Annotated in this window: 25 protein-coding genes; 7 read left to right on the plus strand and 18 right to left on the minus strand. The window is 44.6% G+C overall.

Annotated features, from left to right (window positions below):
• The 6 genes from QZZ54_RS17155 to QZZ54_RS17175 all read right to left on the minus strand — a co-directional run.
• The coding region (locus QZZ54_RS17155; protein ID WP_290704808.1) for an HD domain-containing protein at positions 1-388 on the minus strand (388 nt) is incomplete at its 3' end.
• Positions 389-584: 196 nt separating this feature from the next.
• Positions 585-851, minus strand: coding sequence for an abortive infection system antitoxin AbiGi family protein (locus tag QZZ54_RS19210; protein WP_366645836.1), 267 nt, complete (start codon positions 849-851; stop codon positions 585-587).
• 97 nt (positions 852-948) lie between these two features.
• Positions 949-1,473 (minus strand): macro domain-containing protein, encoded by a 525-nt coding sequence (locus QZZ54_RS17160; protein WP_290704811.1) that lies wholly within the window; start codon positions 1,471-1,473, stop codon positions 949-951.
• Positions 1,474-1,475: 2 nt separating this feature from the next.
• Positions 1,476-2,006 carry a hypothetical protein gene (locus QZZ54_RS17165; RefSeq protein WP_290704814.1) on the minus strand — a complete coding sequence of 177 codons (531 nt, stop codon included), beginning with the start codon at positions 2,004-2,006 and terminating at the stop codon, positions 1,476-1,478.
• 97 nt (positions 2,007-2,103) lie between these two features.
• Positions 2,104-2,409, minus strand: a complete 306-nt coding sequence (locus QZZ54_RS17170) for a hypothetical protein (RefSeq protein WP_290704816.1) — start codon at positions 2,407-2,409, stop codon at positions 2,104-2,106.
• 77 nt (positions 2,410-2,486) lie between these two features.
• On the minus strand, positions 2,487-3,278 hold the full coding sequence (locus QZZ54_RS17175) for a hypothetical protein (RefSeq protein WP_290704819.1): 792 nt from the start codon (positions 3,276-3,278) through the stop codon (positions 2,487-2,489).
• Between the two features lie 619 nt (positions 3,279-3,897).
• On the opposite strand from QZZ54_RS17175, the gene QZZ54_RS17180 reads away from it, so the two are divergent.
• Entirely contained in the window at positions 3,898-4,404 is a 507-nt protein-coding gene (locus QZZ54_RS17180) for a YcxB family protein (protein WP_290704822.1), read from the plus strand.
• 177 nt (positions 4,405-4,581) lie between these two features.
• On the opposite strand, the gene QZZ54_RS17185 is transcribed toward QZZ54_RS17180, so the two are convergent.
• The 5 genes from QZZ54_RS17185 to QZZ54_RS17205 form a co-directional block, all read right to left on the minus strand.
• Positions 4,582-5,193, minus strand: a complete 612-nt coding sequence (locus tag QZZ54_RS17185) for an MOSC domain-containing protein (RefSeq protein WP_290704825.1) — start codon at positions 5,191-5,193, stop codon at positions 4,582-4,584.
• Between the two features lie 186 nt (positions 5,194-5,379).
• On the minus strand, positions 5,380-5,787 hold the full coding sequence (locus QZZ54_RS17190) for a VOC family protein (RefSeq protein WP_290704828.1): 408 nt from the start codon (positions 5,785-5,787) through the stop codon (positions 5,380-5,382).
• A gap of 88 nt (positions 5,788-5,875) precedes the next feature.
• Entirely contained in the window at positions 5,876-6,880 is a 1,005-nt protein-coding gene (locus QZZ54_RS17195) for a hydrolase (protein ID WP_290704831.1), read from the minus strand.
• A gap of 236 nt (positions 6,881-7,116) precedes the next feature.
• Positions 7,117-8,673 (minus strand): peroxidase family protein, encoded by a 1,557-nt coding sequence (locus tag QZZ54_RS17200; RefSeq protein ID WP_290704834.1) that lies wholly within the window; start codon positions 8,671-8,673, stop codon positions 7,117-7,119.
• A 449-nt stretch (positions 8,674-9,122) separates the two neighbouring features.
• Positions 9,123-9,941 (minus strand): fatty acid desaturase, encoded by an 819-nt coding sequence (locus QZZ54_RS17205; protein WP_290704923.1) that lies wholly within the window; start codon positions 9,939-9,941, stop codon positions 9,123-9,125.
• A 566-nt stretch (positions 9,942-10,507) separates the two neighbouring features.
• On the opposite strand from QZZ54_RS17205, the gene QZZ54_RS17210 reads away from it, so the two are divergent.
• The 3 genes from QZZ54_RS17210 to QZZ54_RS17220 all read left to right on the plus strand — a co-directional run bounded on the left by QZZ54_RS17210 (position 10,508) and on the right by QZZ54_RS17220 (position 16,534).
• The gene (locus tag QZZ54_RS17210; protein ID WP_290704837.1) at positions 10,508-13,051 is read left to right on the plus strand and encodes a bifunctional diguanylate cyclase/phosphodiesterase; all 2,544 of its coding nucleotides are present in this window, start codon (positions 10,508-10,510) and stop codon (positions 13,049-13,051) included.
• 439 nt (positions 13,052-13,490) lie between these two features.
• Positions 13,491-15,416, plus strand: coding sequence for an FAD-dependent monooxygenase (locus tag QZZ54_RS17215; RefSeq protein WP_290704840.1), 1,926 nt, complete (start codon positions 13,491-13,493; stop codon positions 15,414-15,416).
• A 365-nt stretch (positions 15,417-15,781) separates the two neighbouring features.
• Entirely contained in the window at positions 15,782-16,534 is a 753-nt protein-coding gene (locus QZZ54_RS17220) for a helix-turn-helix transcriptional regulator (RefSeq protein ID WP_290704843.1), read from the plus strand.
• A gap of 99 nt (positions 16,535-16,633) precedes the next feature.
• On the opposite strand, the gene QZZ54_RS17225 is transcribed toward QZZ54_RS17220, so the two are convergent.
• The 3 genes from QZZ54_RS17225 to QZZ54_RS17235 form a co-directional block, all read right to left on the minus strand.
• Positions 16,634-16,942, minus strand: coding sequence for an AzlD domain-containing protein (locus QZZ54_RS17225; RefSeq protein ID WP_290704846.1), 309 nt, complete (start codon positions 16,940-16,942; stop codon positions 16,634-16,636).
• Positions 16,939-17,649, minus strand: a complete 711-nt coding sequence (locus QZZ54_RS17230; protein ID WP_290704849.1) for an AzlC family ABC transporter permease — start codon at positions 17,647-17,649, stop codon at positions 16,939-16,941. The genes QZZ54_RS17225 and QZZ54_RS17230 overlap by 4 nt, the downstream gene beginning before the upstream one ends.
• A 399-nt stretch (positions 17,650-18,048) precedes the next feature.
• Positions 18,049-18,954 (minus strand): PhzF family phenazine biosynthesis protein, encoded by a 906-nt coding sequence (locus tag QZZ54_RS17235; protein WP_290704852.1) that lies wholly within the window; start codon positions 18,952-18,954, stop codon positions 18,049-18,051.
• Between the two features lie 100 nt (positions 18,955-19,054).
• Here QZZ54_RS17235 and QZZ54_RS17240 point away from each other — a divergent pair, with 100 nt between their 5' ends.
• A complete protein-coding gene (locus QZZ54_RS17240; RefSeq protein WP_290704855.1) occupies positions 19,055-19,972 on the plus strand; it encodes a LysR substrate-binding domain-containing protein in 918 nt (305 codons plus the stop codon).
• A gap of 88 nt (positions 19,973-20,060) precedes the next feature.
• On the opposite strand, the gene QZZ54_RS17245 is transcribed toward QZZ54_RS17240, so the two are convergent.
• From QZZ54_RS17245 to QZZ54_RS17260, 4 genes are all read right to left on the minus strand, one after another.
• Entirely contained in the window at positions 20,061-20,549 is a 489-nt protein-coding gene (locus QZZ54_RS17245) for an AAA family ATPase (protein WP_290704858.1), read from the minus strand.
• 60 nt (positions 20,550-20,609) lie between these two features.
• Positions 20,610-21,560, minus strand: coding sequence for a transcription termination factor Rho (rho, locus tag QZZ54_RS17250; RefSeq protein WP_290704861.1), 951 nt, complete (start codon positions 21,558-21,560; stop codon positions 20,610-20,612).
• 272 nt (positions 21,561-21,832) lie between these two features.
• Complete coding sequence (gene thrH / locus QZZ54_RS17255) at positions 21,833-22,450, minus strand: bifunctional phosphoserine phosphatase/homoserine phosphotransferase ThrH (RefSeq protein ID WP_290704863.1); 618 nt, start codon at positions 22,448-22,450, stop codon at positions 21,833-21,835.
• A gap of 362 nt (positions 22,451-22,812) precedes the next feature.
• Complete coding sequence (locus tag QZZ54_RS17260; RefSeq protein WP_290704866.1) at positions 22,813-23,289, minus strand: GFA family protein; 477 nt, start codon at positions 23,287-23,289, stop codon at positions 22,813-22,815.
• A gap of 224 nt (positions 23,290-23,513) precedes the next feature.
• Here QZZ54_RS17260 and QZZ54_RS17265 point away from each other — a divergent pair, with 224 nt between their 5' ends.
• Together QZZ54_RS17265 and QZZ54_RS17270 are read left to right on the plus strand one after the other, a co-directional pair.
• On the plus strand, positions 23,514-24,713 hold the full coding sequence (locus QZZ54_RS17265; RefSeq protein ID WP_290704869.1) for a multidrug effflux MFS transporter: 1,200 nt from the start codon (positions 23,514-23,516) through the stop codon (positions 24,711-24,713).
• A 119-nt stretch (positions 24,714-24,832) separates the two neighbouring features.
• A complete protein-coding gene (locus QZZ54_RS17270; protein WP_290704872.1) occupies positions 24,833-25,378 on the plus strand; it encodes a hydrolase in 546 nt (181 codons plus the stop codon).
• Positions 25,379-25,412 lie beyond the last annotated feature (34 nt).

Here is a 25,412-nt window from a genome sequence, read left to right on the forward strand (position 1 = left end):
TAATTCGGTCACATAATTTAACCATCCACACTTCCTTAGGCTGATTCTTTATTCGATTAATGCTGTCTTTCATCTGCTCTGATTTTGATGAAAGCTCTGTATTTTTTGTTAGTGCCAGGACACCCTTCGCAACATCACTACCAAATTTGCATTTAATGTCGTCATAGTTAGCCGAAGTATCTTCAATTGTGTCATGTAACAATGCACATAAAACAAGAAGATTGGGATTCTTAATACTTGTATGAGCAACAGCTGTAGTTGCTTCCATCGCAACCAGCCCAAGGTGGTTTATATAAGGTATATCACTGCCTGGTAATTTCTGACCATTGTGTATATTAGAGGCAAAATTCCATGCCTCCTGATATTTATCTTGATTCCATACTTTCATGATTTACCTTTTATAGACCTAACGCCATACATAAGGGGGCGCAGCTTGCTGTGTTCCAGCCCCGTAGGGGCGATCTTGATCTGATTGTTATGAGGAAAACCTCACTTCGGCTTCTTTCTCATACTCAAAATCGTTAGTCCGTAGGTTGGGGGGAGGAACGAATCCCAACAAGACAGAAGCGAAGTAACACCTCAAACTACAAAATCAATGACTCTGACCCCATTGATTCTTGTATTCCCCACTCTCTTTTCATTCCTATCCCATATCGGCCATAGAATTCAGTATGGCTTTCTAACTTACGTAGAGGTATATCGCAAAAGCAAACCATTGCATTTAAAAAGAACTTCTCATCGCTGCACCAACTTATATCTTCATAACAGAATCTTGGCCAAAATCCGTTTTCCATTATCAGAAATAATGTTTCTAAATCGCTAGTAAAGTGAAATAAACTCTTCGTTCTCATGTACGGTGTATTCCTTGATTGCTAACGCCTCGCTCACCGGAATTTTGGGAGCGCAGCGAGTAAAATTTCTGTGTGTAGCGACTTGTTATATGCCTTTTTACAAAACTTCTAATTTTTCAAGGTACTTCTGGTACAGGCTATGTTCGAAGACATAAAAATATATGCTAATTTCCAACCCCAAGTAAGGCTCCAAACTGGAAAACGCGATATCTATTGCCTCATCATATGGGTAACCGTATTTACCACATGAAATTGCTGGAAAGGCTATCGATTTACACCTATTCTTTAAAGCTAACTCAATACTGTTCACATAGGCTAGTCTTAGAAACTGCTCCGGATTTTCATGCTGACTAAATATTGGACCAACAGTGTGAATTATATATTTACAGTTTAAGTTTCCTGCTTTCGTTATTCGAGCTTCGCCTGTAGGACATCGAACACCGTCAACAACATCAAGCGCTAAACATTCTTGTAAAACTGTTTCGCCAGCAGACTTATGGATTGCTCCATCAACACCACTTCCACCAGACAGGCTAGTTTTAGCAGCGTTAACGATTACATCAACTGTAGCTTTAGTTATGTCACCCCAAACAATATTAAACTTAGCCGTACCATTTATCATAGTTATTCCACACCAAAATCTTTTGACAGTGCTGACATAAGATTATCGTTTGCTTGATCTAGTGTTGCCTCATTAAAAACACCATCGTAATGAATTTCAAAGTCATCATTCCATGAGCCAAGTCTTTTGTATTTATCTACTTCTGCAACTATCCCTGCATCTATATTGTGTCCGCGATTTGTGACAAAACAAGCCTCCATAAAATCATCGTAGTTTTTCAGCATGTCTTTCGACCAATAGGGTTTAGTCGAATGAATTTTCTGATCTACTTTTCTCTTGTATTCAAGAACATCCATTGGTGTTAAAGCTTTCCAATTACCTACTCGCTTAATGTAAGAGTATATGTTGTTTAGATCTTCTTGAATTTCAGTATAGATATCTGCTCTTTTTTGAATTATTGCATGATTTAGTTGTAAGCGGCTTTTTAACTTCTCTAACGATTTATTAAGCCAAATCCCTGATAATAGGAGTACAAAAATTGGTGAAAGAACAGCAAATATAGGAGCCAGTTCTTTCCAAGGTGGTAAATCCATTGAATATCCTCATTCTAAATCTTAGTGCATAACCGCATCAGGTATATAACGCCTCAATAAAGGGCACGCGTTAGCGCGTCCTTGCTTGAGCACCTTGTTAACTGTTGCGGTTAAATAACTTACCAAAAAATGAAAAACCTAATTTTGCTTTTACATACTTTGCTGAATGAGGAGTATCTTTTTCGGTAAACCATTTATTGGTTTTTAGGTTTAGCATTTTCATAGTGACCCGTATCTCAGATTCCTTTTCAGGGGAGATAGGCTCGTTTACTAGAATTTGTGCAGAGGAGCGAGCCCCCATAACTTCGCCTGCGGGTTTTGTGGTGATAATGAGTGTGTACCCGCTTAGACCATTATCTAGTTCATCTTTGTAAGCTATGACGAATCTCTTTGCTTCCTGCACGTTATGCTCCTGACAGTTAACGCCTAATTCAGCTGCGCCGTAGGCATCTGCTGGAATTTCTTGTTAGGCTCTGATTTCTAAGACACCGTTTTGGCAATAGTTAAAACATCTTGATCAGGTATGTCAATCAGCCCCATCAAGTTAAAAACATCTGCCCCCATTCCTTGGATTGTTGTAGCTCCGGGCTTTACATCTGTTGGACCAAAAGCGACATCCCCACCAAAATTTATTAGCCCTCGGCTGTAAAGATCAAGAAATTCATAAAGAACTTGATAAAGCTCTTTCGGAAATGAGTCTTGTCCCCTGTAATCCTGCTGTCTTATATTTAACTGACTTCTAACTGCTGAAAGCTTCAAAATACATAGCTGTCTGTAGGTAAGCTGCTCTGCAGTTTTTATAATTTGATGACCTAGTTCTACACTTATTGTTTTATCAAAAGAGATATTAGACAGGAGATTACCCATGAATGGGATTTTTCTCTCTTCGGGTTCTTTCTGTGCCTTGAGAATTACACTTTCTACTATTTCTTCGCCTTTGGAGCGATTACTATTTGGTGTGGTTGTGAAAAAATTGTCTTCTCTGGTTTTTTCACCAGCATTGATTCTCTTATCAATATTTGATGCTGCAATTGCTAAAACACCACCAGCTCTTACTTTTTCTCTTGGTGCCAAAACCCTATCACTTACTTCAGTTCCAATATGTTTTAATGCAACGGCAACTGCAGCTCCACCTGCGCCACCCGCAGCTGCACCAATAGGCCCTCCAGCTAAAAAACCTAATGCACCTCCGAGTGCACCTCCAGCTATTTCTGCGCCACTTGACATTAAGCCTTTAATTTTTTCATTTTCATTGCTTTCTTCATTTGTCACTGCAACTTTCCTTAGAGGTATTTCAAGTATTCGCTTAAGAGCCTAACGCCTTGCTAAGCGGACTAAAATTGTGGGTTATAATGTGGAGCGAAGCGAAACGTAACCCACTGCTTTAGTTCCGTTTAAGTAACTTGTTAGGCCCATTCGTCTCGATTGTAAGGCAAAGATATAATGCCTCTTATTGGTTGAGGTAATGGAACATTCGGATCAGGTTTAATATCCGAGAATCAATGGGGTCAGAGTAATTGATTTTATTCTTAGCGTGGAAATGCTCGACAACGTATCGTCTATCGGCTGACAATCTTTGAAATGGGCATTAAGAAGATTCATTCTCACTCTGACTCCCTGAGCTGGTGTGTTCTTTTCCTTGATTGCCTAATAATTACATAGAAACTCATGAGATAATAGAGCTTCAAGCCACTGTTCAAATCTTGCCCCACAAGTCGCGTAGCGATACCCGAGCGACGAGCAAGTGACGCTTTTTGTGACGTTCGAACAACGAGCACGGTTTTTTTAAAGACTAAAGGGATCAGAGCCCTTTAACTGATTAAGCTTCATTAGCCAGATTTGCTACACTAGCGTTCCTACAACATTGCCCCTCACCATCGCCAGGCCAAGCATGACAGACACCGCTCACCCTAACAGCAGCACCAGTACCGATCAGAGCAGCTACTATATCCTCAATCGTGAATACTTCACTGAGTGCTTTGACGAATCTGCCAATACTACTATCAGCCTCAAAACATACCGTCAGGTGATTTTACTGGTCATTCTTGCCAGTGTATTTTTTGCCGTAGAGTCTGCAGCCTATATTGCATGGTTTCTACTCACCCTCGGCGCTGTTGAACTGCTATCTATTCGCTATAAACGTGGTTGGTGGGTAACCCGTCAAATGCTCAGTAGCAGGGCCGGTAGCCGGGTCAATATTCGGATTGATGATCAAGGTATCTATAGCGACAGCACCCACCACCAGCAAAGTATCCTCTGGAACGATATTGATGAATTAAAGACCACTGAGAAGGGCTTTATAGTCATCCATAAGGGCGGTACTAACTACCTTTCAAGAAAAGGCCTGGATAAGGGTTATTTGGATTTATTAGCCGAAAAATCAAGCACTATGTTCTAACACCACCAACTATGATGGAACTAAAGGGGTCTGCCCCCTTTAACTGACCCATGAGATTACAGAGCATCAAGTCGCGTAGCGACGTTCTAGCAAGTGGCGAAGCCACGTCTAACCACTAGCGACTGCTCCAAAACTAGCTACTGCTCCAAATCTTCACACTCAACTAATGCTCAACGTTTAAGCATGACCTAATAATCGAAAATTCCAATTTTCAACTTCACCTGTTTCCATACGCTGTACAACTTTTTGCATCCAACTATCAGACAATCTAGCTTGCTGTTTCAGTCTACACAAACCCTCTTGATCGAGTGGGTTTCCAAAGTACATATCACATACTTCACGAACCGTTAGCGCGTCAGGAACGCGCTCTATCAGTTGAAGAGGCTTATCAACATTCACTATTCCGGGCTCGATCACTCGATATAACCACCCGCATCGACTGATCTCCTGCATATGAAGTGAAAAGTCTTCTATGCCCCAACGTGTATTGAGTTTATAGCAGGGTGAGCGAGGCTGGCTTATCTCAATGACGGCATCGCCCCAGCTAAAACGATCGCCGATGCAAACGTTCTGCTCTGTCATACCCGTAGAGCTAAGATTCTCTCCCATTCCCGGCGCATGCCATTGAACCCCTGCCCCATATCGCTTGCACCAATATTTGTAGTGTTCAGATGGATACTGATGAAGGGCACGCTCTAAGCCACCATGGTGATTTTTATCCGCACAGGCGTCACCTTCTAGGCCTTCAATAGACAGGTAAATATCACCTTCAACAGGCGATTTCTCCATCCCTGTCTCTAGGCCAAAGCTTTGCTTTACCTTTCCTTGGAATATGTTATTGAGAAAGTTGTCCTTGATCATTCTGACTTAATATCCCATGTGAATGTGACGATCGAACAACGCGCTACGGCTTTTAGTCCTTCCCTAGCAGTCGCATTGCGACGTTCTAGCAAGTGGCGAAGCCACGTCTAACCACTAGCTACTGCTCTTATTTGAGGCCTGATGAAGTTCTATGACGTTATCGTCCGGGTCTCTGATAAAGAAGAATTTTGCACCATTAATCTCTACCCGTTCAGTGATTGTTATTCCCAGATCTTCAATTTTCTTAGACACGACCTCTGCGTCAGTTATCTCCAACGCGATATGCGTGTAGCCAGGATATTTTATATCCTGTTTCATTAGAATATTATCCTCAGGTGCGTCATCAGATGCGTTGAGAATGAAATTAATATTGATGCCTGATGGATGCTCTACGATAGCCGCGGGCTCTGGACCAACCGGGCCTGCAATGAATTTAAATCCTAACTGCTCGTAGAATTTTCTAGAGATATCTAAATCTCTAACCCGAAGTCCAATATGATTAATTCGTGTGATCTCTTTCATTGAGTCCTGCCTTTATTTACAGTTTGCCGCTTTTAATCTTTTCCTAGCGAGTCGCGTAGCGACGTTCTAGCAAGTGGCGAAGCTACGTCTAACCACTAGCGACTGCTTCATCAGTAGCAACGGCTTTATTTATCGTCAGAAAATGGAGTATGCGTTGCTCTAGATAGTAGCGTGGTTTGAATGGAGAGCCCCCATCAATAAAGCCGACATGACCACCATGTTGATGCAGCTCATAAGTCACATCTGCGGAGCACTGGTTAGTTGAAGGGATGACATCTGCATTCATGAACGGGTCATCAGCGGCGTGTATCACTAACGTTGGCCGTTTAATTTGCGTCAGATAAGGTAGCCCGCTAGCTTTCGCATAGTAATCATCAACACCCTCGAAACCATGTAATGGTGCCGTCACCCGGTGATCAAATTGATAAAATGTTTTCAGTGTACTGACTTGCTTCTGCGTGACTGATGCTTGATCAACAATGGTTCGATGATTAAATTTTTCGGTGAGTTTCTCTCGAAGCTGCTTAATCAGATGCCATTGGTAAAGGGTCGAAAAACCTTTTTCTAGTCGTTTGGCACAGGATGATAATTGCAGAGGAGCCGAGACAACAACGGCGCGGCCTATGGCGCTATCACCCTGCAACTCTCCTAGATACTTAGCCAATACATTCCCCCCTAGGCTATAACCAACAGCGCACAGCTTTGCTTGGGGGTAATGCTGTTGGAGATACGCTAAGGAGCCTCTAATATCTTGAGTATCTCCACTATGATAACTGCGAGCCAAACGGTTCGGTTCGCCAGAACAACCACGATGATGATGCACAACAGCGCATAAACCTAACCGATGACAATCTCGCAATAAGCGGCGTACATAATGGGAATCAGAGCTCCCTTCCAGGCCATGCAAAATAACGATAATGCTGCTGGCGTTCTGGGGGTCACCCAACCAATCAAGATCGATAAAATCACCATCGCTTAATTCCAGGCGTTGGCGGGATAGCGCTGGGGACTCTACCTTTGCAAACACAGGTAAAATCGTCTGCACATGTGGACTTTTTGCCCACCAGGGGGGTAAAAAAGATCGGATCATCATAAATTGGCTGTTATTTGAGGGAAGCGCATAGGATAACAGATCATCAAGCCGCTACTTCAGAGCTTTTACCACCGAGGACACAGAGAGCACAGAGAAAAGCGGATAGAGGCTAGTTAACGGTCCTTCTCCGTGTTCTCGGTGGTGATATTTTTAGGTGTTAAAGTTGGTTTTTGATGGCTTTTTCGAGCGACGAGCAAGTCACGTTTTTTGTGACGTTCGAACAACGAGCCACGGTTTTACTTCTGCCTCTCAACGCTAACTTTCACCCGTCGCTTGGTATTACGGTCGGACAGATCCTGAAACGATTTTGTCGCCTCGATTCGCTCCATACCGTAAGCGGTGAAGTGTTTGTCACAGAAGTTCTCCTTAGCCAGTAAAGGATTCGTGTATATCTGAGTCAGCGCATCGTAGGCAACCATTGCGGTCTGTAGCTCGCCTGTCAGCGTGCTGCTGCCGTCTTCTGCGAACAGCCCTACCGTGAGTTCCAGATTATCGATATCGCTGTAGAGCGCTTTGAGGCTTCTATTGAGGTTAGCATCATCCGTCAGTTGATCGAACGACTCTAGCCGAGACAGACCAAATTTGACGCGATAGTCATTAAAAGACCCTAATCGCCAATCTCGCCCTTTGTTGATCATCGCTTGCTCTGCCGGCATTAAAAACCCGGGGACATTATCCAGTGAAATTTTGCCGGCCACCTGCAGTGTTGATGCTTCTAACAGATTGCTCAGACCTTCATTGGTTAGCAGATCAAAGTTTTTAACCAGACTCTCGTCTCTACCCGCTATCTTTAACGCATCAGGTACCAGCCCATGCCATCGGTAGAGTAGATTGAATTCAGCGGCTATCCAGGGAGTACGGTACCACTGCTGCTTCTCAACGAATGAAGTGTCCATCACCAAGACATCGAGTCCAGCAATGTGATTTACATAATCTTCGATGATAAGTTTCATCAGGATAACGGTATTGATTATGCGAGCGGTGTGGAATAACCGATCATCATCCCAGCTGGGGTTTCTGCTGGCCAGCTGATCACAGATACCGTTGTGCTCCCTCAGAAACAAGGTACTCATCACCATATGCCCAACGATTGAGTTACCTCTTTCTAAACCTGTCGCAAATAACTTCGCTTTCTGTGAATCACTTAACCCACCGAAAATAGACTCCATCCACTCTTTATCGGCTATGTAAGGTAGGTTTTTGTAACGATCTTTAACCTGCCAGACACCATCGCCATCAAGCTCACCAAGCGTGTCCGGGTATTCTTCCCCCTCTTTCATCTGGCTACGCAGCTTGCCGCCCTCACCTGAACGAAGCATCAGTGCAACGGCTTCGTTAGACCCATATATCTGGGCAAGGTCGATATTGTGGTTTGAAGTTGTCTGTCTAAAGTCGAGATGACTGGAACGGAAAAAACCGTCGGTGAACCACTGAGCAACAAACATAAAAAAGACTGATGACCTGTCTTTCTTCATCCCATGTTTTCGCTCGAATAACGCCGTCACTTCACCGAAAGGGAATTCAGTCGTCCCTTCATTTGAGGGTAAGGCTTTCATGAAGCGATCATCTGCTGGGGCAAGATGCCGATCGAAGTAGTTTTTATCCGTGACCGTGTGCCAGGTCAGATAGTTACTGGGGGATGAATCAACTTTATCGAGGGGCGACCACAAGCTATAACTATGGGGCCTGGGTGTTGTGGCTGACGCCAACTTATTAGAAGCGACTCGATTGGCAAGGTTAGCAACGCCAGGTATTCGTTTGGCAAACCCTAGTAGTGTGTTCAGCGTAGACATATCTGACTCCCTTCTATCGTCGTTGGTAAACTTAGGCAATCAGTTCAACTAGCGACAAAGCTCATCGAACAAAGCTCTTTGATAAGCGCTCATCACAAGAGCCTCCCCCTCATCAAAAACACATAATTTTTACGCATGTTGTTTTAATGTTAATCGGGCATATAGTCAGGCCGGATAACGTTTCCAAGGCGTTACAACAGTCGAGTTTAAAGAAAACTCACTTGGCGCTTAGCTGCATTTGATTGTATTAAAACAAGAGTTTTAAATAAGAATAGTCGCGAACTATCAGAAAACAACCATCACCCATGCACTAGCAATCGCTTGTAAATTACCACTGCCCGACCTATGAAGCCCTGATCTTTAGACGAAAAAAAAGAGCGCCTAAGCGCTCTTCATCATTTTCTAGCCAGTGGCGAAGCCACATTTAGCATCTAGCAACTGCCTTTATATCAGCCACCCAAAAACATTCGAGTGAATATTGATTTTTGGTAAAGGGCCGCAGGGATTTTATCTTCAATTTCCGCATGGAGTGCAGGCAATTTAGACCAATGAACACCTTGTTTATGGTGGTGTGCAGTATGGTAGCCCAGGTTACCGGTCAGACGATTGAAAAGCGGGTCAAGATTGTTGTAGGACGCTTCAAATTCATTTTCTGTATCAAGACCTGAATGATGCTCGTATGTCACATAAGCGGTGAACAGGAGGCTGGTGATCATCGGCAAGACAAATAGCATTAAACCAGCGACTGGTTTATACCAAACAAGTATTGCAACGACGATGAATGTTAGCGCCGTATAAATAAGAAAGGGAGATAACTGCTTAGGGTACTTTTTACCGACGCTATAGCCCCGTGTGTAAGCTGTCAGGGCGACAATGAGCGTGTACTCGATCACACCCATTCGGGTTCCGTCTTTGCGCTTCCAGCGACTCTCATCCTGCTCTTGATCGAGAAAGTTCAAATGGTGGCCCAATACATGGTGCAGGCGCCAAAGGTGTGTAGTAACCCCTGTGTGCAAGGCGTAAACGAACTCTAAACCACGATTGAGAAAAGTTTGTCTAAATGTGAAAAGGTGTTGGTGGTGGTGATTCCAGGCACAGATAATTCCCTTGGGAATTAGCATCAACAGATAATAGCCGCTCAGAATGGCTATATTGCTGACTGTAAAATACAAAACAAAATCAATAACGGTCAGGGCGAGAACGATAAAGACAGGCCAACGGTCCTGCTTATATCTGAATCCACTCAATTTTTTTAGTTTCTCAAGCATTCTCTTCACACATAGTTCCAGTAAAAAAAGCAATATTTATCAGCACGTTAGCAAAACTTCATTGCCTCTTTCATATTGCCTACACCTATCATCCTGTTTCGGTAACCAGCTGCCCTACAACCTCTTCGAAGAAATTGCATCGAGGCCTCTGGTTTATTTCAGACGATAACACGGCAAAATAGGGTAGAAACATAAAGTAAAATCAGGGATCTGTAAATAACCAAATAGCTGCTTCAGTCATTAGTTAGGTAAGGCGCACTGCCCGCTTGTTGCCACACGGAATATAATGGATGCGACAACTACGGTCCAAAACGAGTAAGAAATGAGGTTAGAGCAAAGGATAGAAAATACGCACGCCGCATTTATTGCTTGTTCGTAGCCCGATAATCACTTAGCACCCGCCATTGGCTATGTTGCAACTTATCATTAACCTCAAAGGGTGTGATCGGATGGTAGAACCAATATATATCTTCACCAAAGTGGTCATTTAATCCATTAGGTTCTAATGATTATTGGCATCAGGCTTTGCTACTCTACAGGCTAATCAGTTGTAATCAGGCGGAGTCATGAAGCTTTCAGACATTTCCCTTGGTATTGCGAATCTTTCGGAAGCGACTTCTTCCAAGATTGGTCAGGAGTACTTTGAGGCCTTGGTTGAGTATCTCAGCAACGCCTTAAAGATTGATATGGTTTTTATCGGAGAACTTACAGCCAACAAATCTGCCATCCAAACAAAAGCGGTATATGCCCATGGCAGCTTATCTGAAAACATTACTTATGAGCTGTCAGGAACCCCATGCGATGGGGTAATTGGCCAGAGTGCATGTTTTTATCAGGAGGGTATTCAGCGCTCCTTTCCTACAGATACCTTGCTTAAAGACCTAAGGATAGAAGGTTACGTTGGAGCACCCCTCTTTTCCCTTACAGGAGCTCCTTTCGGCTTGATTGTGGCTTTACATAGTAAGCCGATACTCAATGAAGGCTTTATTCAGACGTATTTCGATTTGGTAGTCGGGCGTGTAGCCGCAGAATATGATCGCCTTAACATCATGGAGCGGTTAATCGATCAAGAGAAGCAATACCGTGATCTTGTAGATTGTTCTTCTGACTTCATTTGGGAGGTAAATGAAAACGTAGAATACAGTTTTTCTAGTTCTTCCCCAGATGGACTCCTAGGATATACCGCTGCAGAACTCGTTGGAAAAAAGCCGTTCGATTTTATGCCCAAGGAAGAAGCAGAAAAAGTCAGGCTTTCTTTCACATCAATCTGGGAGCAAAGAGAGACCTTTTCTGGCCTTGAGAATATTAATATTCATAAAGACGGGACACTCGTATACATAGAAACCAGTGGTGTTCCGATTTTTGACTCTCAAGGCATATTCAAAGGTTACCGAGGTGTAGATCGTAATATTTCAGGGCGGAAGAAGAAAGAGATAGAATTAAAGCTTGCGGCTACCGTTCTTGAAACGGCAACTGAGGCCGTGATGGTTACTGATATCGATAATCACATCATCAAAGTCAATAAAGCATTTACAACCATTACCGGCTACACAATAGATGAAGTCCTGGGGGAAACACCTTCTGTTCTCAAATCAGGACGCCATGATGCATATTTCTATATCGAAATGCTTAAAACCCTTCAGCGATGCGGCGAATGGGAAGGCGAGATATGGAATAGAAGAAAAAATGGAGAGATTTATCCTGAATGGTTAACTGTTTCTGCAATACAGAATGATCAAGGGGACATAGGCGGCTATGTCTCACTCTTCAGTGATATTACAAAAAGGAAAGAATACGAAGAGAAGATAGAGTATCAAGCGAATTATGATGCTCTCACTGGTCTGGCTAACCGCCATTTATTGGCCGATCGTTTTTCAAGAGCAATCGACCGCGCCGATAGAAAAAATAGCCGAGTTGCCCTCCTCTTCATTGACCTCGATCGCTTCAAACAGGTAAACGATAGCCTTGGCCATACGTTCGGTGACAAGCTATTACAAGAGGTCTCCTCCAGGCTCTACAGCCATGTTCGAAAATCAGATACTACAGCCAGGTTAGGAGGTGACGAATTTGCTGTTATCTTTCCTGACGTGCCCGATATTCATCATGTAGAAGACTCCATCCGGAATATTCTTAACAACCTGTCTAAGCTATATAAAATTGAAGGTAACGAAGTTTATCTGTCAGCCAGCATTGGGGTAACGGTCTATCCAGATGATGGAATTACCATCGATGATCTCCTGAGAAACGCTGATAGCGCAATGTATAAGGCTAAGGAAAATGGGCGTAACTCTTTTCAATATTATTCTGGTGAAATGCACAAAGATGCAGAAAAACGACGCCTACTTGAAAACTCCTTACGCAGAGCCGTAAATCAGAATGAGTTTGTTCTTTATTACCAACCTATAGTCGATTCTACTACAAAAAACATCGTCGGCAGTGAAGCGCTTATTCGCTGGAAAAGCCCTGATATGGGGATTGTAAGCCCCGCAGAATTCATTCCACTGGCGGAAGACACCGGTTTAATTTTAACCATTGGCGAATGGGTCTTGAACGAAGCCTGTCGTCAGATCTCCTCCATACTGCCCACCTGCCCTGAAGATTTCTTTGTCTCTATCAATGTTTCAAGTTATCAATTTAAGAAAAACAATATTCCTTTATTAGTAGGTAAAGCATTAGAACGCTTCGGTCTCAGCCCGAACAGGCTTGTTCTTGAGATTACTGAAAGTCTTATGTTGAACGATGACAAATGTATATTAGAACAATTAGAGGAACTCAGACGCATGGGAGTGGGAATTTCTATCGATGACTTTGGCACGGGCTATTCATCGTTAAGTTATTTACATAAGTACCCTATATCAACGCTAAAGATCGATAGAGCTTTTGTTAACGATTTAACCTCAAATAAACAAAGCCGGGCCTTGGTCACTGCAATCATTGCGATGTCTAAAAGCCTTGGGCTGAAAATGGTAGCCGAAGGCATTGAAGAGGAGCAACAGGCAGCTATTCTTTCACAAGAAGGCTGTACGTTCTTTCAGGGTTTTTTGTTCAGTAAGCCTTTACCCTTTGACGAGTTTCTGTGCTTTATTCGTGAGTCAGAACAGGCTATTTAATGATATTGAAGTTTTCATACGAAGACGGCTTCTGGCGCAAAACCAATCAAAGGTTTGTTCTTGTTCTGCCCAAAACAATTAGGCTGCTTACCCGACCAAAGCAGACGGAGAAAGCATCTGTTTTTAGTTTCAGCTTCGCACCAAAATAAAATTGCCAGTTTCTATTATGTAATTGATACAACTCCACCACCCCTCTACAAGAGTAAACTCCTCAGCTGCTTCGATAGCCATGTTCATGCAGGCTATTTAGAACAATCACCAGACGTATAAAGCCAACTCCAAACCTACAAGCCAGTAGTGATTCCAGAGTCCCCATTTTTAGATGACAGGCTCTCTGCACTTATCCACGTAGACTTTGCATCATCAGTAAATGATGAATGTAAAAAAACGATATACAAAAATAATAATGGCCAGCTAAGTAAGCTAAGAGGATTATGTGATGCAGTATCATCTCAATGGTTTTAAACCCGGCAACTACCAGATTCCAGATGAAGCTCGAGAACCATACGTTCAGCCACCTATTGCAGATCTTCCAAAAGAAGTAGATGTGTTAATTATCGGCTGTGGCCCTGCAGGCTTAGCGATGGCAAGGCAGTTATCAGAATTCGCCGGCATTAAAACCTGTATTGTTGATTTAAAAGACGGCCCTCTGTTGTTTGGCCAGGCGGATGGAATATCTTGTCGCACAATGGAGATTATGGAAGCATTTAACAACAGCGAAATGCTTGTTAAAGAAGCTTATCCGCTGAATCAGAATGCATTCTGGGAGCCTGACAACGAGCAGCCCAATAACATAAAGCGTACTCACAAAGTTCCCGATGCAAGAATTGGCCTCTCTGAGTTTCCGCATGTGGTAGTTAATCAGGCACGATTACACGAGTTATTGCTAGATGGCATGGAGGAGTCAGTCACACACCTTGTTCCCCATTACAGTCGTCGATTGCTTGAGTTAGAGGTTGATGCCAGCCTTACCCAGGATCTAGACGCACACCCTATTACGGCATCCTTTGAGCGTAACGATTCCTCATCATCCAAAGTCGAAACGGTTCGAGCGCGATATGTTGTAGGAACCGATGGAGCAAGAAGCGCTGTTCGCAAGGGCCTATCGATAGTTTTAGAGGGAGATTCAGCGAATAAGGCCTGGGGCGTCATGGATGTATTATGTGTTACAGACTTCCCCGACATTAGAGTTAAGAGCTTTATTCAGTCAAAAGAAAACGGTGCGGTGATGATCGTCCCCCGTGAAGGTGGCTACTTGGTAAGGCTATATGTAGAGCTCGACAACCTGGGTAAAGATGAAAGAGCGTCAAGTCTCGATCTTACCGTCGACGATGTTATTGCCAAGGCTCAACTCATCATGAACCCATATAAATTCGAAGTTAAAGAAGTGGCGTGGTGGTCAATCTATGAGGTTGGACAACGCGTAGCAGACAGGTTTGATGACACGCCTGCTGATAATACAGAAGGTCTTATTCCCCGCGCATTTGTTGCTGGCGATGCCTGTCATACACACAGCCCTAAAGGCGGCTGGGGTTTGAATACTTCACTGCCAGACACCTTCAATCTGGGTTGGAAGCTGGCTGCTGTTTTATTGGGTAAATCTCAGCCAAAACTGCTGCAGACTTATGCGTCAGAGCGTCGAAAAGTTGCGTATCAGCTAATTAACGCAGATAAAGAGATGTCAAAATTGATGGCAACTCGTCCTACGTCCAGTAATGGTGCAGCCCAGACTGAAACAAATACGGCCGATATTGAAAAATTCATAGCCCGGCAGAATGGTTTTATTGCTGGTACCTCTATCGAGTACAACCCTTCATACATCTGTACGGGTGCAGAGAATCAGAAATTGGCTAGTGGATTTAAGATTGGCCAACGATTTCATTCAGCCGAGGCTATCCGGGTTGCAGATGGTAGAAGACAGCACTTAGGGCATCTGAATAAAGCTGATGGTCGCTGGCGCATTTTCATCTTTGGCAATAAACAAAACCCGGTAGATGCCTCTTCTGAGTCATACAAGCTGATACAGTTCTTAGCCAACGCTGAGTCTTCACCCGTACGAAAATATACACCTGATGCTACCGATATAGATTCTGTGATTGATTGCTATGCTGTATTTCAGCAACAAGATCTATTAATGGAGGAGATGCCTGATTACCTATGGCCAGCCAAAGGAAAGTACGGACTGAGAGATTACGAAAAGGTTTTTCATGCTGAAGAAGGTAACGATATATTTGAGCAACGCGGCATAGATCGCTCTAGCGGCTGTATGATTGTGGTGCGACCCGATCAACATATTGCCAATATATTACCCCTCAATGCCTATGATGAATTGAGTGACTTTTTTGATGCCTTTATGATTTCATAAGGCAAAATTTAAATACTAAAGCGCCTCTTAAAAGAGTAATTTTAGGAGGCGCCACCAGCTTTTCGACATTGTTAAAACACAGATGTACAAACTGTTATGCCAAGTTTTACGTATGCTTTTTATATGTAATTTCACTGCTAATGGCGATTCTTACTTCAACATAGATGGCGTCCATTTATGCCACGAAGAATACTCTGGCATAGCTGACGTTAATGACCAGCAAAACTGGTCAGCGGGTCAACGTCGATTAATGACTCCCTCAGCTGTAGTGTTGACCGAGGACGTCACGATTAAGCCCCTGCAGGAGATAATTCAGTTATAGAGCTATTCTTGGCGTTATAGTGGAATTAGAGGTGAAGGTGTAGATGCAAGGCTCACGAGATATTTGGCAGGATATACCTGAGTTGATTGCGGGCTGTATAGACCGGCTCGGCAGCGGTGAGTTTTATCCTCGGTTCTTTCAAATGATGAAAACCCTCGCCCAGATCGATCAATATATGGTGTTTGAGTTCTCACCAAATGGCGATTACGCCACCTGCCGTCTGGCCCATAATGTGGATCGTCCTGATCAGGGACTCGAACTGGCATCACTTTACCTGGATGGAGCCTATCTGGATGACCCGATGCTGAAAGAGCTGAAGGAGTCCGTACTCTCTCAAACTGACGTATCACCGTACCGCCTGCTGGAAAAAAGAGAGCTTCCTCACGTTTATCGAAGACGTTTTTTTAACGTCCCAAATTTCGACACCAAATTCTCATTAGTCGTGCTGGACCGGGAAAGCCAACATATCTTTTATGTGAACTTCTATAGCAAGAAGGAGGATGGCTTTGCCGAAGGTCAGCTGGACTCACTGAAGCTGATATCCTCACTGATAGGGTCATTGCTGCTAAAGCATTTCCGTGATGAGCGAAAACAACGTGGTGTGATTAAATCCCTACTCGCCTCCGGCCTTTCAGAACGGGAAGCTCAGATCTGTAATATGATTCTTAAGGGCCATACCGCAAAATCGATTGGTAATGAGCTTGGATTGTCGGAATCAACCATCACCACCTACAAAAAACGAGCGTTTAAAAAACTACAGATCAATCGAAAATCTGAATTAGTCCGGTTCGTATGATCAGAACCTAACAATGTTCGGCTTTTGAAATGGCAATACAAAGACAATAAGGAGCAAGCTGGACTTAAATTCTATTCCGGGAGCGCTCTAATTTGATAATCATATCTGCCGATACAGCGCCGCTGCGAGTATTCCTAAAGCGATCGATGGCAGTGGTTTCTTCAGGAGCAACATGCTGATTGCCGTGGTCAATAAAGCCAACCGGGCGCCGTTGTCTCCGTTAATCGCTAAAGGTGTTAACAGCGCCACCAATACTGAGCCCGACATCGCACTGATGAACTGTCGTATTCGATAGCTAATGGGGACGAACGACATCACATAGACCCCACCCCAGCGTGTTACCAGAGTCACCGCCGCCATCACTAAAATGATGATAAGGGCACCAAAGCCTGTCGTCTCTATAGTCATTGTTGTTTTTCCATCCATATGGCACCGAGTATTCCCCCCGCCAGAGCTCCAACCACAACATGACTATTGGCCGGTAGATACCAGTAAGCCATAAGCGATGAGAATGCAGCCACTATCCAGATAATGAGTACACGCAGGTTCTTTTGCCCTCCAAACACCATCGCCAACAGAAAGCAGCCCATCACCATATCCAGCCCCAGACTTACGGGGTCATTAATGGCACTACCAAAAAATAAACCCAGCCAGGTGCCTAATACCCAAAAAATCCAGAGCGAAATACCACCGCCGAATAAAAGCCCCATAGCCGGCTCGCCGCGGCTAAAGGCTTGCATAGACATAGCCCAGTTAGGGTCTGTGACAAACAACATAACGCCATAGCGTTTTACGGGAGGAAGATGGCGCAACCAAGGGTACAGCGTCGCCCCCATAAGAAGATGTCGGGCATTGATAGCAAATATAGTAATTGCCAGCGGGATTATGGCAACTTGAGTCCCCCAGAGTTCCAAAGCTGAAAACTGTGAAGCACCGGCAAAGACAAGCGCACTCATGCCGATGATTGAAGAATCATCCAGACCTACCTGAGTAGCCGCCAACCCAAAGGCTAATCCGAACACCGCCACAAAAAGAGAAATAGGCACTAACTGCTTAAAGCCAGCCCATACATTTTGGTAAGTAAGTTCGTGTAAATTCGCATCAAAATCTGACAACAGACGCCGCCCCTTTAACTCATTTTTTACAGTCGATACCCAGCATAATAATCTCAAATTCATGCTGAAGAATTTATTGCTAGTGATGGCTAAAGGAAAGGCTTGTTTTCACCGATAGCAGCTAAGAGCAACCGGAGTTAGCTTACGCTTTTTCCGCCGGTTATAAAAACGCTTAATGAACCAAATATATTTGATCTGCTTTGTGCTCGGTCTTTGTCGTTTATTCCGTTAGCTCTTTCTCTTTTCAAGAGACCGACAAGCCTTCAGAACAGCCTCAGCCATTCCCGCAAGAACCCCGAAAGCGATAAAAAAGAGCGCCTGAGCGCTCTAATTCTTTCTAGCGCATTGCACAGACTTTCATGCACCTGAGGAGGCAACATTTGCCACTAGCAGCAGGTTTTAATAATCGATACTGAGGCTTTTTGACACCTTTCCATTACCACCAGCCATAAGGTTTTGAATCTCACCATTTTCAACAGCAAGCTCTACCCTGATCAGGCTTGGAGATGCGGGTTCCATAAACTGACCCTGTTCGATTTGAAAAGTCTCTTTTTTTATGTCCAGGAAATCACGGAGCACACAGGCCAGCGGCCCTGCTGCCATCCCGGTAGCCGACTCCTCTTCTATGGCATAGCGTGGTGCAAACATCCGAGTTATTGCGTCTTTGTTGGTTGCATTGCGATCAGTTGTGAATACGTAGTAACCGATCAAATCTAATTTTTCACTGATACCCGAGATTAGATCGAAGTTGGGTTTTAAGTCGCTTAGCGTTGCCCCCTCCTTCACCCCAACGACGATAAAACTATTTCCGGTGTTCACCAAGATAGGACTACCATCCAGCTCGCTTTCAGTTAGCCCGAGAGACTCCAGCAGGTCAGCCTTTGTTACATCATCTTTTTCCCAATCTCTCGGTAGCCGATACTTAGGTGCCAACTGCTCCATATAGGCAGCGCCTTTCTTGATCGAAATCTTGCGTGGACCATCGACGGTTTCTTTGGATGTATCCCCTTCACACACACGCCCAAGTTCTGCTAGGTAAGAGAACGTTGCAACAGTAGCATGACCGCAATGGGCGATCCGACGGTTGGGGGTGAAGAAGTCGAGTTTAACCCCCTCCGTTTCTGACGAAGAAACAAACGCGGTTTCTGAAAGACCGATGTTCGCCGCTATCCTGAGCATTTCGTTTTCGTTCAGTTCATCGGCATCCAATACGACGCCTGCAGGATTGCCGCCAATGCCGCCGGTGACAAAGCCATTGACAATATGAGCCGAAATAGTTTTCGTAGTTATATGAGTTTTGTTCATGCTATTCTCAGAGTTAATTATTGATATAGTTCGTATTAACAAACTTAAAGCAACTAACATGACATAGGAACTCATATGAACATGAGCTTAGCTCATTAATATGGATAGCAACGAAACGATTGCCAAGCTGATTAACGCCTCCCCTATGCTGGCCGCTATTGGTGAAGAGATGAGCTTTACTCGAGCTGCCGAACGGCTAAAGGTAAACCAGTCGGCTATTAGCCATAGAACCAAATCATTGGAAGACGCACTGGGCCACAAGCTCTTTGATCGCACCACCCGGCAGCTGCGATTGACTGAAGTTGGAGAGATTCTGTGTCATGCCGCTTCAGATACTATGTCCAGATGGGATATCGCACTCGATAAACTAGAACGCAGCCAGTCGACAAACCTGATACATCTGTCTTTGCCCTCATCACTGGCGATGAAATGGTTAATCCCAGTATTGCCGAATGCGCAAGCCAAGGGTTTGAACATATCAGTGGATGTGAACGAGGAAACAGTCAACTTCCACGCCAATGAAGCCGACGCAGCTATCCGGTTTGGTCAGGGTCCGTATCCAGGGCTGCATGCTACACGCCTCTCCCATAGCTGGATTCAACCTGTTGTGAGCCCTGCCTATCTTGATGGCCGAACCAATGATGAGACCCTTTTAACCAACCCAGAAACCACATTCCTTGCTGATCGTCGCGGCGAAACCGATAAGACCGATTTTAGTTGGGATTATTACTACGAAGAGATTGAATCAGTAAATAAAGACTTTAAGCCGCAGTACCATTTTGATCGTGCAGATCTGATGTTGCAGGCAGTTATTGGTGGCATGGGTATTGGTCTGGGTCGAACACTACTTGTCGAAGGCGATATTGAGGCAGGGTATCTCAAAACGTTGGGCGCACCGGTCCGTATGAAGTCAGGTTACTGGCTCGTCTGCTCAGCCAGTTTTGCCGAAACAAACCGATTCAAAGGGCTACGTGATTGGCTCAAAAACGAGATACTAACAACTACAAAAACCGATTAGCAGGTCTAATTAACCTCTAGGTTTCGAAAAACTAAAAACTGTAGCGAGGCTGCCAGCGCAAGGTCGACGAGAGAAATTTTTTGATTTGTTACGCGCTTCTTTCATTGTTGGTAAACATACTCTTTTTGCCAGCGTATCTGTTATACAGATCACGGTGGGCGGCCAGAGAAAAAGTATCTGTCCTTTCAGGGTACCGAGCTATCCAGTCCAGCAGCATGGCTAAATTCGCATCTTGTTCTTTCTTAGTGGCATATTTATGGGGCTCCCATGGCCTGCTCTTGGCATTTGCTATGCAGGCATCAATCGGCAGATTCATAAATATAACTTCATCAGACTCTGGCAACGCCATCTCAAGCAGATCTGAATAGCAGCCTTCAATGACCCAAGCTTCGTTAGATTCCATAAATTTAGAAATCTCTTTCTGAGAATCCACTAACGGTTTTCTTGAAGGAGGCGTTGTAGGCAGCCATGCAAGCAGATCTAAATCCAGGTGAGCTAACCCACGCTTAACGCACAACTCTTTCGCGAGAGTCGATTTACCAGCGCCGGAGTTTCCAAATACCAAAATTTTCTGCACTCTTACACCTCAAAAAAACGCTTAGCACTTTGTTATGTAAGTTAAGAGTTCTACCATCATTTATGTTGGTGAAAAGTCCTTCAACAGCTCGGCATTCGTTGGGTACTTTTCTAATAACTCAACAAGCTTGCGGGCACCTTCCAACGGTTTAAGATTGGTAAGACTTCTACGCAAAACTCTTACGCTTTGAATCTCTTTAGAATTGAGAAGAAGTTCCTCACGGCGCGTGCTACTTTTTGAAATATCCAACGCGGGGAAAACCCGGTGGTTCGCCACCTCGCGCGATAATACGATTTCCATATTACCGGTACCCTTGAACTCCTCAAATATCACCTGATCCATCCGGCTTCCGGTATCAACCAGTATGGTCGCCAAAATCGTTAGCGAGCCACCATTCTCAATTTTTCTCGCAGCGCCAAACAGTTTACGTGGTATTTCCAGGGCTCGAGCGTCAACCCCACCTGACATTGTACGGCCGCTACTCTTACGCTCTGCATTATGAACCCGTGAGAGCCTCGTGAGTGAGTCTATGACAATCATGACATCATGACCTTCCCCAACTTGCTTACGGGCGGTGTTAAGAAGCTCATTAGCCACACGAACATGCTGGGCATAACTTTCATCGGAGGATGAAGCGTGAACTTCTGCCTTTACGTTGCGCTTAAAATCAGTCACTTCTTCAGGGCGCTCATCGATGAGCAATGCGTATAGCTTTATCTCGGGGTAAGCTTCTCCCACGGCCTGGCATATATGTTTCAACATAGTGGATTTACCAGAACCTGGAGGAGCAACAATCAAACCTCGCTGTCCCATTCCAATGGGCGTGATCAAATCCATCGCTCGCATGGAGAGTTCCTTAGAACCTGCCTCTAGGCGAATACCGGGTGTAGGATGGATAACTACGCCATTTGCAAAACGCTTGAGTGGGTCACCATCAAACTGGTCCACTGCATCTACGGGTACCGCATTTTTATTCTTTTTCACCTTCAAGCTTAATGTTTTTCGCGTCATGATATCTGTTTATAGCTCTAGAGAATTAAGTGTTTATCGACCAGTTAACAATAGTCCAACGAAGGCTCTTGTGACGTTAAATTCTGAGTAACTCGAATGAATATAATTTAACCTATTTATTCATAGTCCTCCCCATTATGCAGGAAAGATTTCAGGCAGACCTCAGCCTTAAAAATATTGGCACACCCGAGAGACAAAAAAAGAGCGCATGAGCGCTCTTAATTCTTATCTAGCGAGTCGCGCAGCGACGTTCTAACAACAGGCAACCACTCTTAAAGAGTGAGTTCGCGGTTACTCGCCTTGATGAACTCTTTCTTCAGATCTTCAAAGGACTGTACCGCTGGGAACTGCGGGAATTCATCGATAACATTTTGTGGTGAATGGAACAGTACACCCGATTCAGCCTGAGTCAGCATGGTGGTGTCATTGTAAGAATCACCCGCGGCAATCACACGGTAGTTCAACAGTTGAAAGGCACGAACAGACTGGCGCTTTGGGTCTTTCTGACGCAGTGTGTAGTCAGTAATACGACCACTCTCGTCCACTTCTAGTTTATGACACAGAAGAGTCGGATAACCCAGCTGCTTCATTAAAGGTGCGGCAAACTCATAGAAGGTATCTGACAGGATCACGACCTGGAAACGTTCACGCAACCAATCGATAAATTCGACGGCACCTTCCAGCGGTGACAAACGGTCAATTGTCGCCTGAATTTGCGGCAGTGTCAGTCCATGCTCATCCAGAATACGCAGACGCTGCTTCATCAGCACATCATAGTCAGGAATATCACGGGTGGTCGCTTTAAGCTCTTCAATTCCGGTTTCTTCAGCGAAAGCGATCCAGATCTCAGGGATCAGTACACCTTCCAGGTCAAGACATGCGAGTTCCACAAGCGACTCCTGTGTTTTTAGTTATTTAGCAAAAAGCGCTATCAAATTATGTGCGCCAGATTCTACCGGAATGAAGCACTACTCAACAAGTAGCTAAGAAAGCTATGTACAAGGGACTTGCTCATAGCTTTCTTTTGAATATTGGATTTCAAAGAGACTTAGCATTAAAGGTCTGTCAGGGAATAAAGCTACTTGGGCAGTTAAATACGCTGTTAATCGCTCATATGGAAACTCAAGATTGTTCAATAGATCGCGTTGGGATTCGTGCCTCATCCCAACCTACGAACTGCTCTAATCGTTCAGATAAACACTTGATTGATCACGCTGGGGTTCGTACCTCACCCCAACCTACGAAGCTCATTCTAGCAACCGCGAGGCGACGCTTCAGGCTTATATCGACTCATATCGCTTGCATAATCTTCGGTCCAGTCACCTGCACCGTCAAAGATACGATGTTCTTGCGGCAGAATAACCCAGGGTAGCTTTCGCTTAATCCAGATATGCGCACTTACCTGAACAGCCTCTGGATTATCGAGAGTACCTACATAAAGAGTTCTAATGCGGGGACGAGCAGAATTCTGTGCAAACAATGCTGAGCCACAGGTTATACAAAACCAGCTTGTCAGTTCATTACCCGAATCTGCAACCCTAATTCTGCTACCGGCGCTCCCCTGAGAGATAGTCAGGGCTTCAGCCGGTACCTGCATACAGATATTAAATGCACTCGACGAAAGTTTTTGGCAGGCACGGCAATGACAGGTATAGGCAACGAATCCCGGTGCTGTCAGTTCATACTTCACCTGACCGCACTGACACTCCCCTCGCATTGGTTTTAACATGATTCATGTATCTCATTTACTTGTAGTCTAATTTGGCTAAGACGAATAACGATCTAACTCTCGCATATTTTCACACATCGCTCCAGACGTATTCTGGCTCGATGATAAGCCAGAAACAGCACTCAAGCCTTCCTATTTTCTTATAATTTAATTAACATGCTAATTAAATTGGTCTTGTCAAAATAACTGCCTTCATAACCTGAAAGGCCGTTTGTAGGAAGAAGATGTTTAAGCCTCAATCGATTTCAGTCATTATCATTCTCGCAGCAGCCGTTGCATTGGGGCCACTGTCGACGGACATGTATCTGCCAAGCCTGCCAGGGTTGACCGGGGTATTTGATACGACGATCGATCGAGTACAGGTGACGCTTTCAGTCTATCTTTATGGTTTTGCCTTCGCTCAATTAGTCTACGGCCCTTTGGCGGATCGTTTTGGCCGCAAACCCATCATGCTAGGCGGGCTGGTACTGTTCATTTTTAGTTCTATCGGTTGCGTTCAGTCAACCACCATTGATGAACTGATAGTGTTTCGTTTCCTTCAAGCCCTTGGCGCTTGCGGTGGACAGGTATTGGCCCGAACAATGGTGCGTGATATTCATGGCCCCGTTAATGCTGCGAAAGCTCTCTCAATGATGGGCAGTATTATGGCGCTTGCGCCGGTGGTAGCCCCCATTATTGGTGGCTGGATGATTCTCTGGTTCGAATGGACCTCAACTTTTATCTTCCTCACCATCTATGGCGTTTTAGCCTTCATACTGATTGTGTTTAAAGTGCCCGAATCCCTGGCTGCTGAAAACCGTAACTCACTCAACCCCTGGACCATCCTGAAAAACTTTGGCTCTCTCTTGAGGCAGCCTGTCTTCATGGGTTATACGCTAAGCTGTAGCTTCATTTTTTCCGGCTTATTCGCCTTTCTCTCAGGTGCACCTTTTGTCATCATCGACTACTTTGGGTTTCCGGCTGAACACAGTGGTATCTTCTACGCTATCGCCTCCTGCGGCTTCTTAACCGGTACTATCATTGCCCAGCGCATCGGCTCCCGCGTGGGTATTAATGGCGTTATCAAGCGAGGTGCCTTATTTGCCGTTATCTCGGGAATCACTATGCTCGTACCCGCCCTGTTTAACTTTCACAACCTCTGGCTAACGGCGTTAACTCAGGTCGTCTATATGGTAGGTGTCGGTATGATAATGCCCCAGGCAATGGCAGGCGCGCTCATACCTTTCCCTAAAATCACCGGCACAGCCTCTTCTCTGCTTGGTTTCACCCAGTCAGTGATTGCCGCCACTACGGGCATGTTGGTTGGGCATTACCATAGTGGCACACCGACCACCATGGCAGTGACGATTGCGTTAATGGGGGCCCTCTCTTTGCTAAGCTTCTTACTACTTGTTAAACCCGCTATAAGCAAAAACCAACTTTGAGTTTTAACCAAGGTCAAAGTTTTAATAAGGGTTTATCTTTATGAATATTCATGTGAAAGTAACGCCTGCAGTACGACTATTCACTACTCTATTTTGTATCTTTTCGCTGGAGAATATTTATGTTGATCTATCCAAACTCATCTTGTTTGCTGGTTGTTGATATACAAGAAAAACTGGCCCCAGCGATACATGAAGCCGAAGCTGTGGTCGCCAACGCACGCTGGTTAGTAGAGGTAGCGAAACTCGCCAAAGTACCCGTCTTAACATCGGAGCAATACCCGAAAGGTTTAGGCCGGACCGTTAAGGAACTGCGGGATGTATTACCTGAAGACGGCTATATGGAAAAGCTTCACTTCTCCTGTATGTCTGACCCGGGCTGTAACGAGAAGATCAATAGCCTTCGCCCTAATCAGGTAATCATTGTAGGAATGGAAGCCCATGTCTGTGTTTTGCAGACAGCCATTCAAATTAAACAGCAGGCACGGGAAGTATTTGTTGTATCCGATGCTGTCTCTTCACGTAACCCCGCTGATAAGGCGATGGCGCTTGAACGAATGCGCCATTGTGGAATTCATATTGTAACCAAAGAAATGGTTGGGTATGAGTGGATGCAGACATCAGGCACTCCTCAATTTAAAGAATTCAATATCAACTACGCGCGCTGATATTGCAGCACTAATTTAATACTGGCCCACCAAC

Origin of the sequence: Amphritea sp. (assembly GCF_016744155.1) — a bacterium.
Classification (GTDB): Bacteria; Pseudomonadota; Gammaproteobacteria; order Pseudomonadales; family Balneatricaceae; genus Amphritea.

Coding starts and splice junctions, on each gene's coding strand:
- QZZ54_RS19210 (WP_366645836.1), bottom strand. CDS start 851: ATGAGAACGAAGAGTTTATTTCACTTTACTAGCGATTTAGAAACATTA.
- QZZ54_RS17160 (WP_290704811.1), bottom strand. CDS start 1,473: ATGATAAATGGTACGGCTAAGTTTAATATTGTTTGGGGTGACATAACT.
- QZZ54_RS17165 (WP_290704814.1), bottom strand. CDS start 2,006: ATGGATTTACCACCTTGGAAAGAACTGGCTCCTATATTTGCTGTTCTT.
- QZZ54_RS17180 (WP_290704822.1), top strand. CDS start 3,898: ATGACAGACACCGCTCACCCTAACAGCAGCACCAGTACCGATCAGAGC.
- QZZ54_RS17185 (WP_290704825.1), bottom strand. CDS start 5,193: ATGGAGAAATCGCCTGTTGAAGGTGATATTTACCTGTCTATTGAAGGC.
- QZZ54_RS17190 (WP_290704828.1), bottom strand. CDS start 5,787: ATGAAAGAGATCACACGAATTAATCATATTGGACTTCGGGTTAGAGAT.
- QZZ54_RS17195 (WP_290704831.1), bottom strand. CDS start 6,880: ATGATGATCCGATCTTTTTTACCCCCCTGGTGGGCAAAAAGTCCACAT.
- QZZ54_RS17200 (WP_290704834.1), bottom strand. CDS start 8,673: ATGTCTACGCTGAACACACTACTAGGGTTTGCCAAACGAATACCTGGC.
- QZZ54_RS17205 (WP_290704923.1), bottom strand. CDS start 9,941: ATGCTTGAGAAACTAAAAAAATTGAGTGGATTCAGATATAAGCAGGAC.
- QZZ54_RS17210 (WP_290704837.1), top strand. CDS start 10,508: ATGAAGCTTTCAGACATTTCCCTTGGTATTGCGAATCTTTCGGAAGCG.
- QZZ54_RS17215 (WP_290704840.1), top strand. CDS start 13,491: ATGCAGTATCATCTCAATGGTTTTAAACCCGGCAACTACCAGATTCCA.
- QZZ54_RS17220 (WP_290704843.1), top strand. CDS start 15,782: ATGCAAGGCTCACGAGATATTTGGCAGGATATACCTGAGTTGATTGCG.
- QZZ54_RS17225 (WP_290704846.1), bottom strand. CDS start 16,942: ATGACTATAGAGACGACAGGCTTTGGTGCCCTTATCATCATTTTAGTG.
- QZZ54_RS17235 (WP_290704852.1), bottom strand. CDS start 18,954: ATGAACAAAACTCATATAACTACGAAAACTATTTCGGCTCATATTGTC.
- QZZ54_RS17240 (WP_290704855.1), top strand. CDS start 19,055: ATGGATAGCAACGAAACGATTGCCAAGCTGATTAACGCCTCCCCTATG.
- rho (WP_290704861.1), bottom strand. CDS start 21,560: ATGACGCGAAAAACATTAAGCTTGAAGGTGAAAAAGAATAAAAATGCG.
- QZZ54_RS17260 (WP_290704866.1), bottom strand. CDS start 23,289: ATGTTAAAACCAATGCGAGGGGAGTGTCAGTGCGGTCAGGTGAAGTAT.
- QZZ54_RS17265 (WP_290704869.1), top strand. CDS start 23,514: ATGTTTAAGCCTCAATCGATTTCAGTCATTATCATTCTCGCAGCAGCC.
- QZZ54_RS17270 (WP_290704872.1), top strand. CDS start 24,833: ATGTTGATCTATCCAAACTCATCTTGTTTGCTGGTTGTTGATATACAA.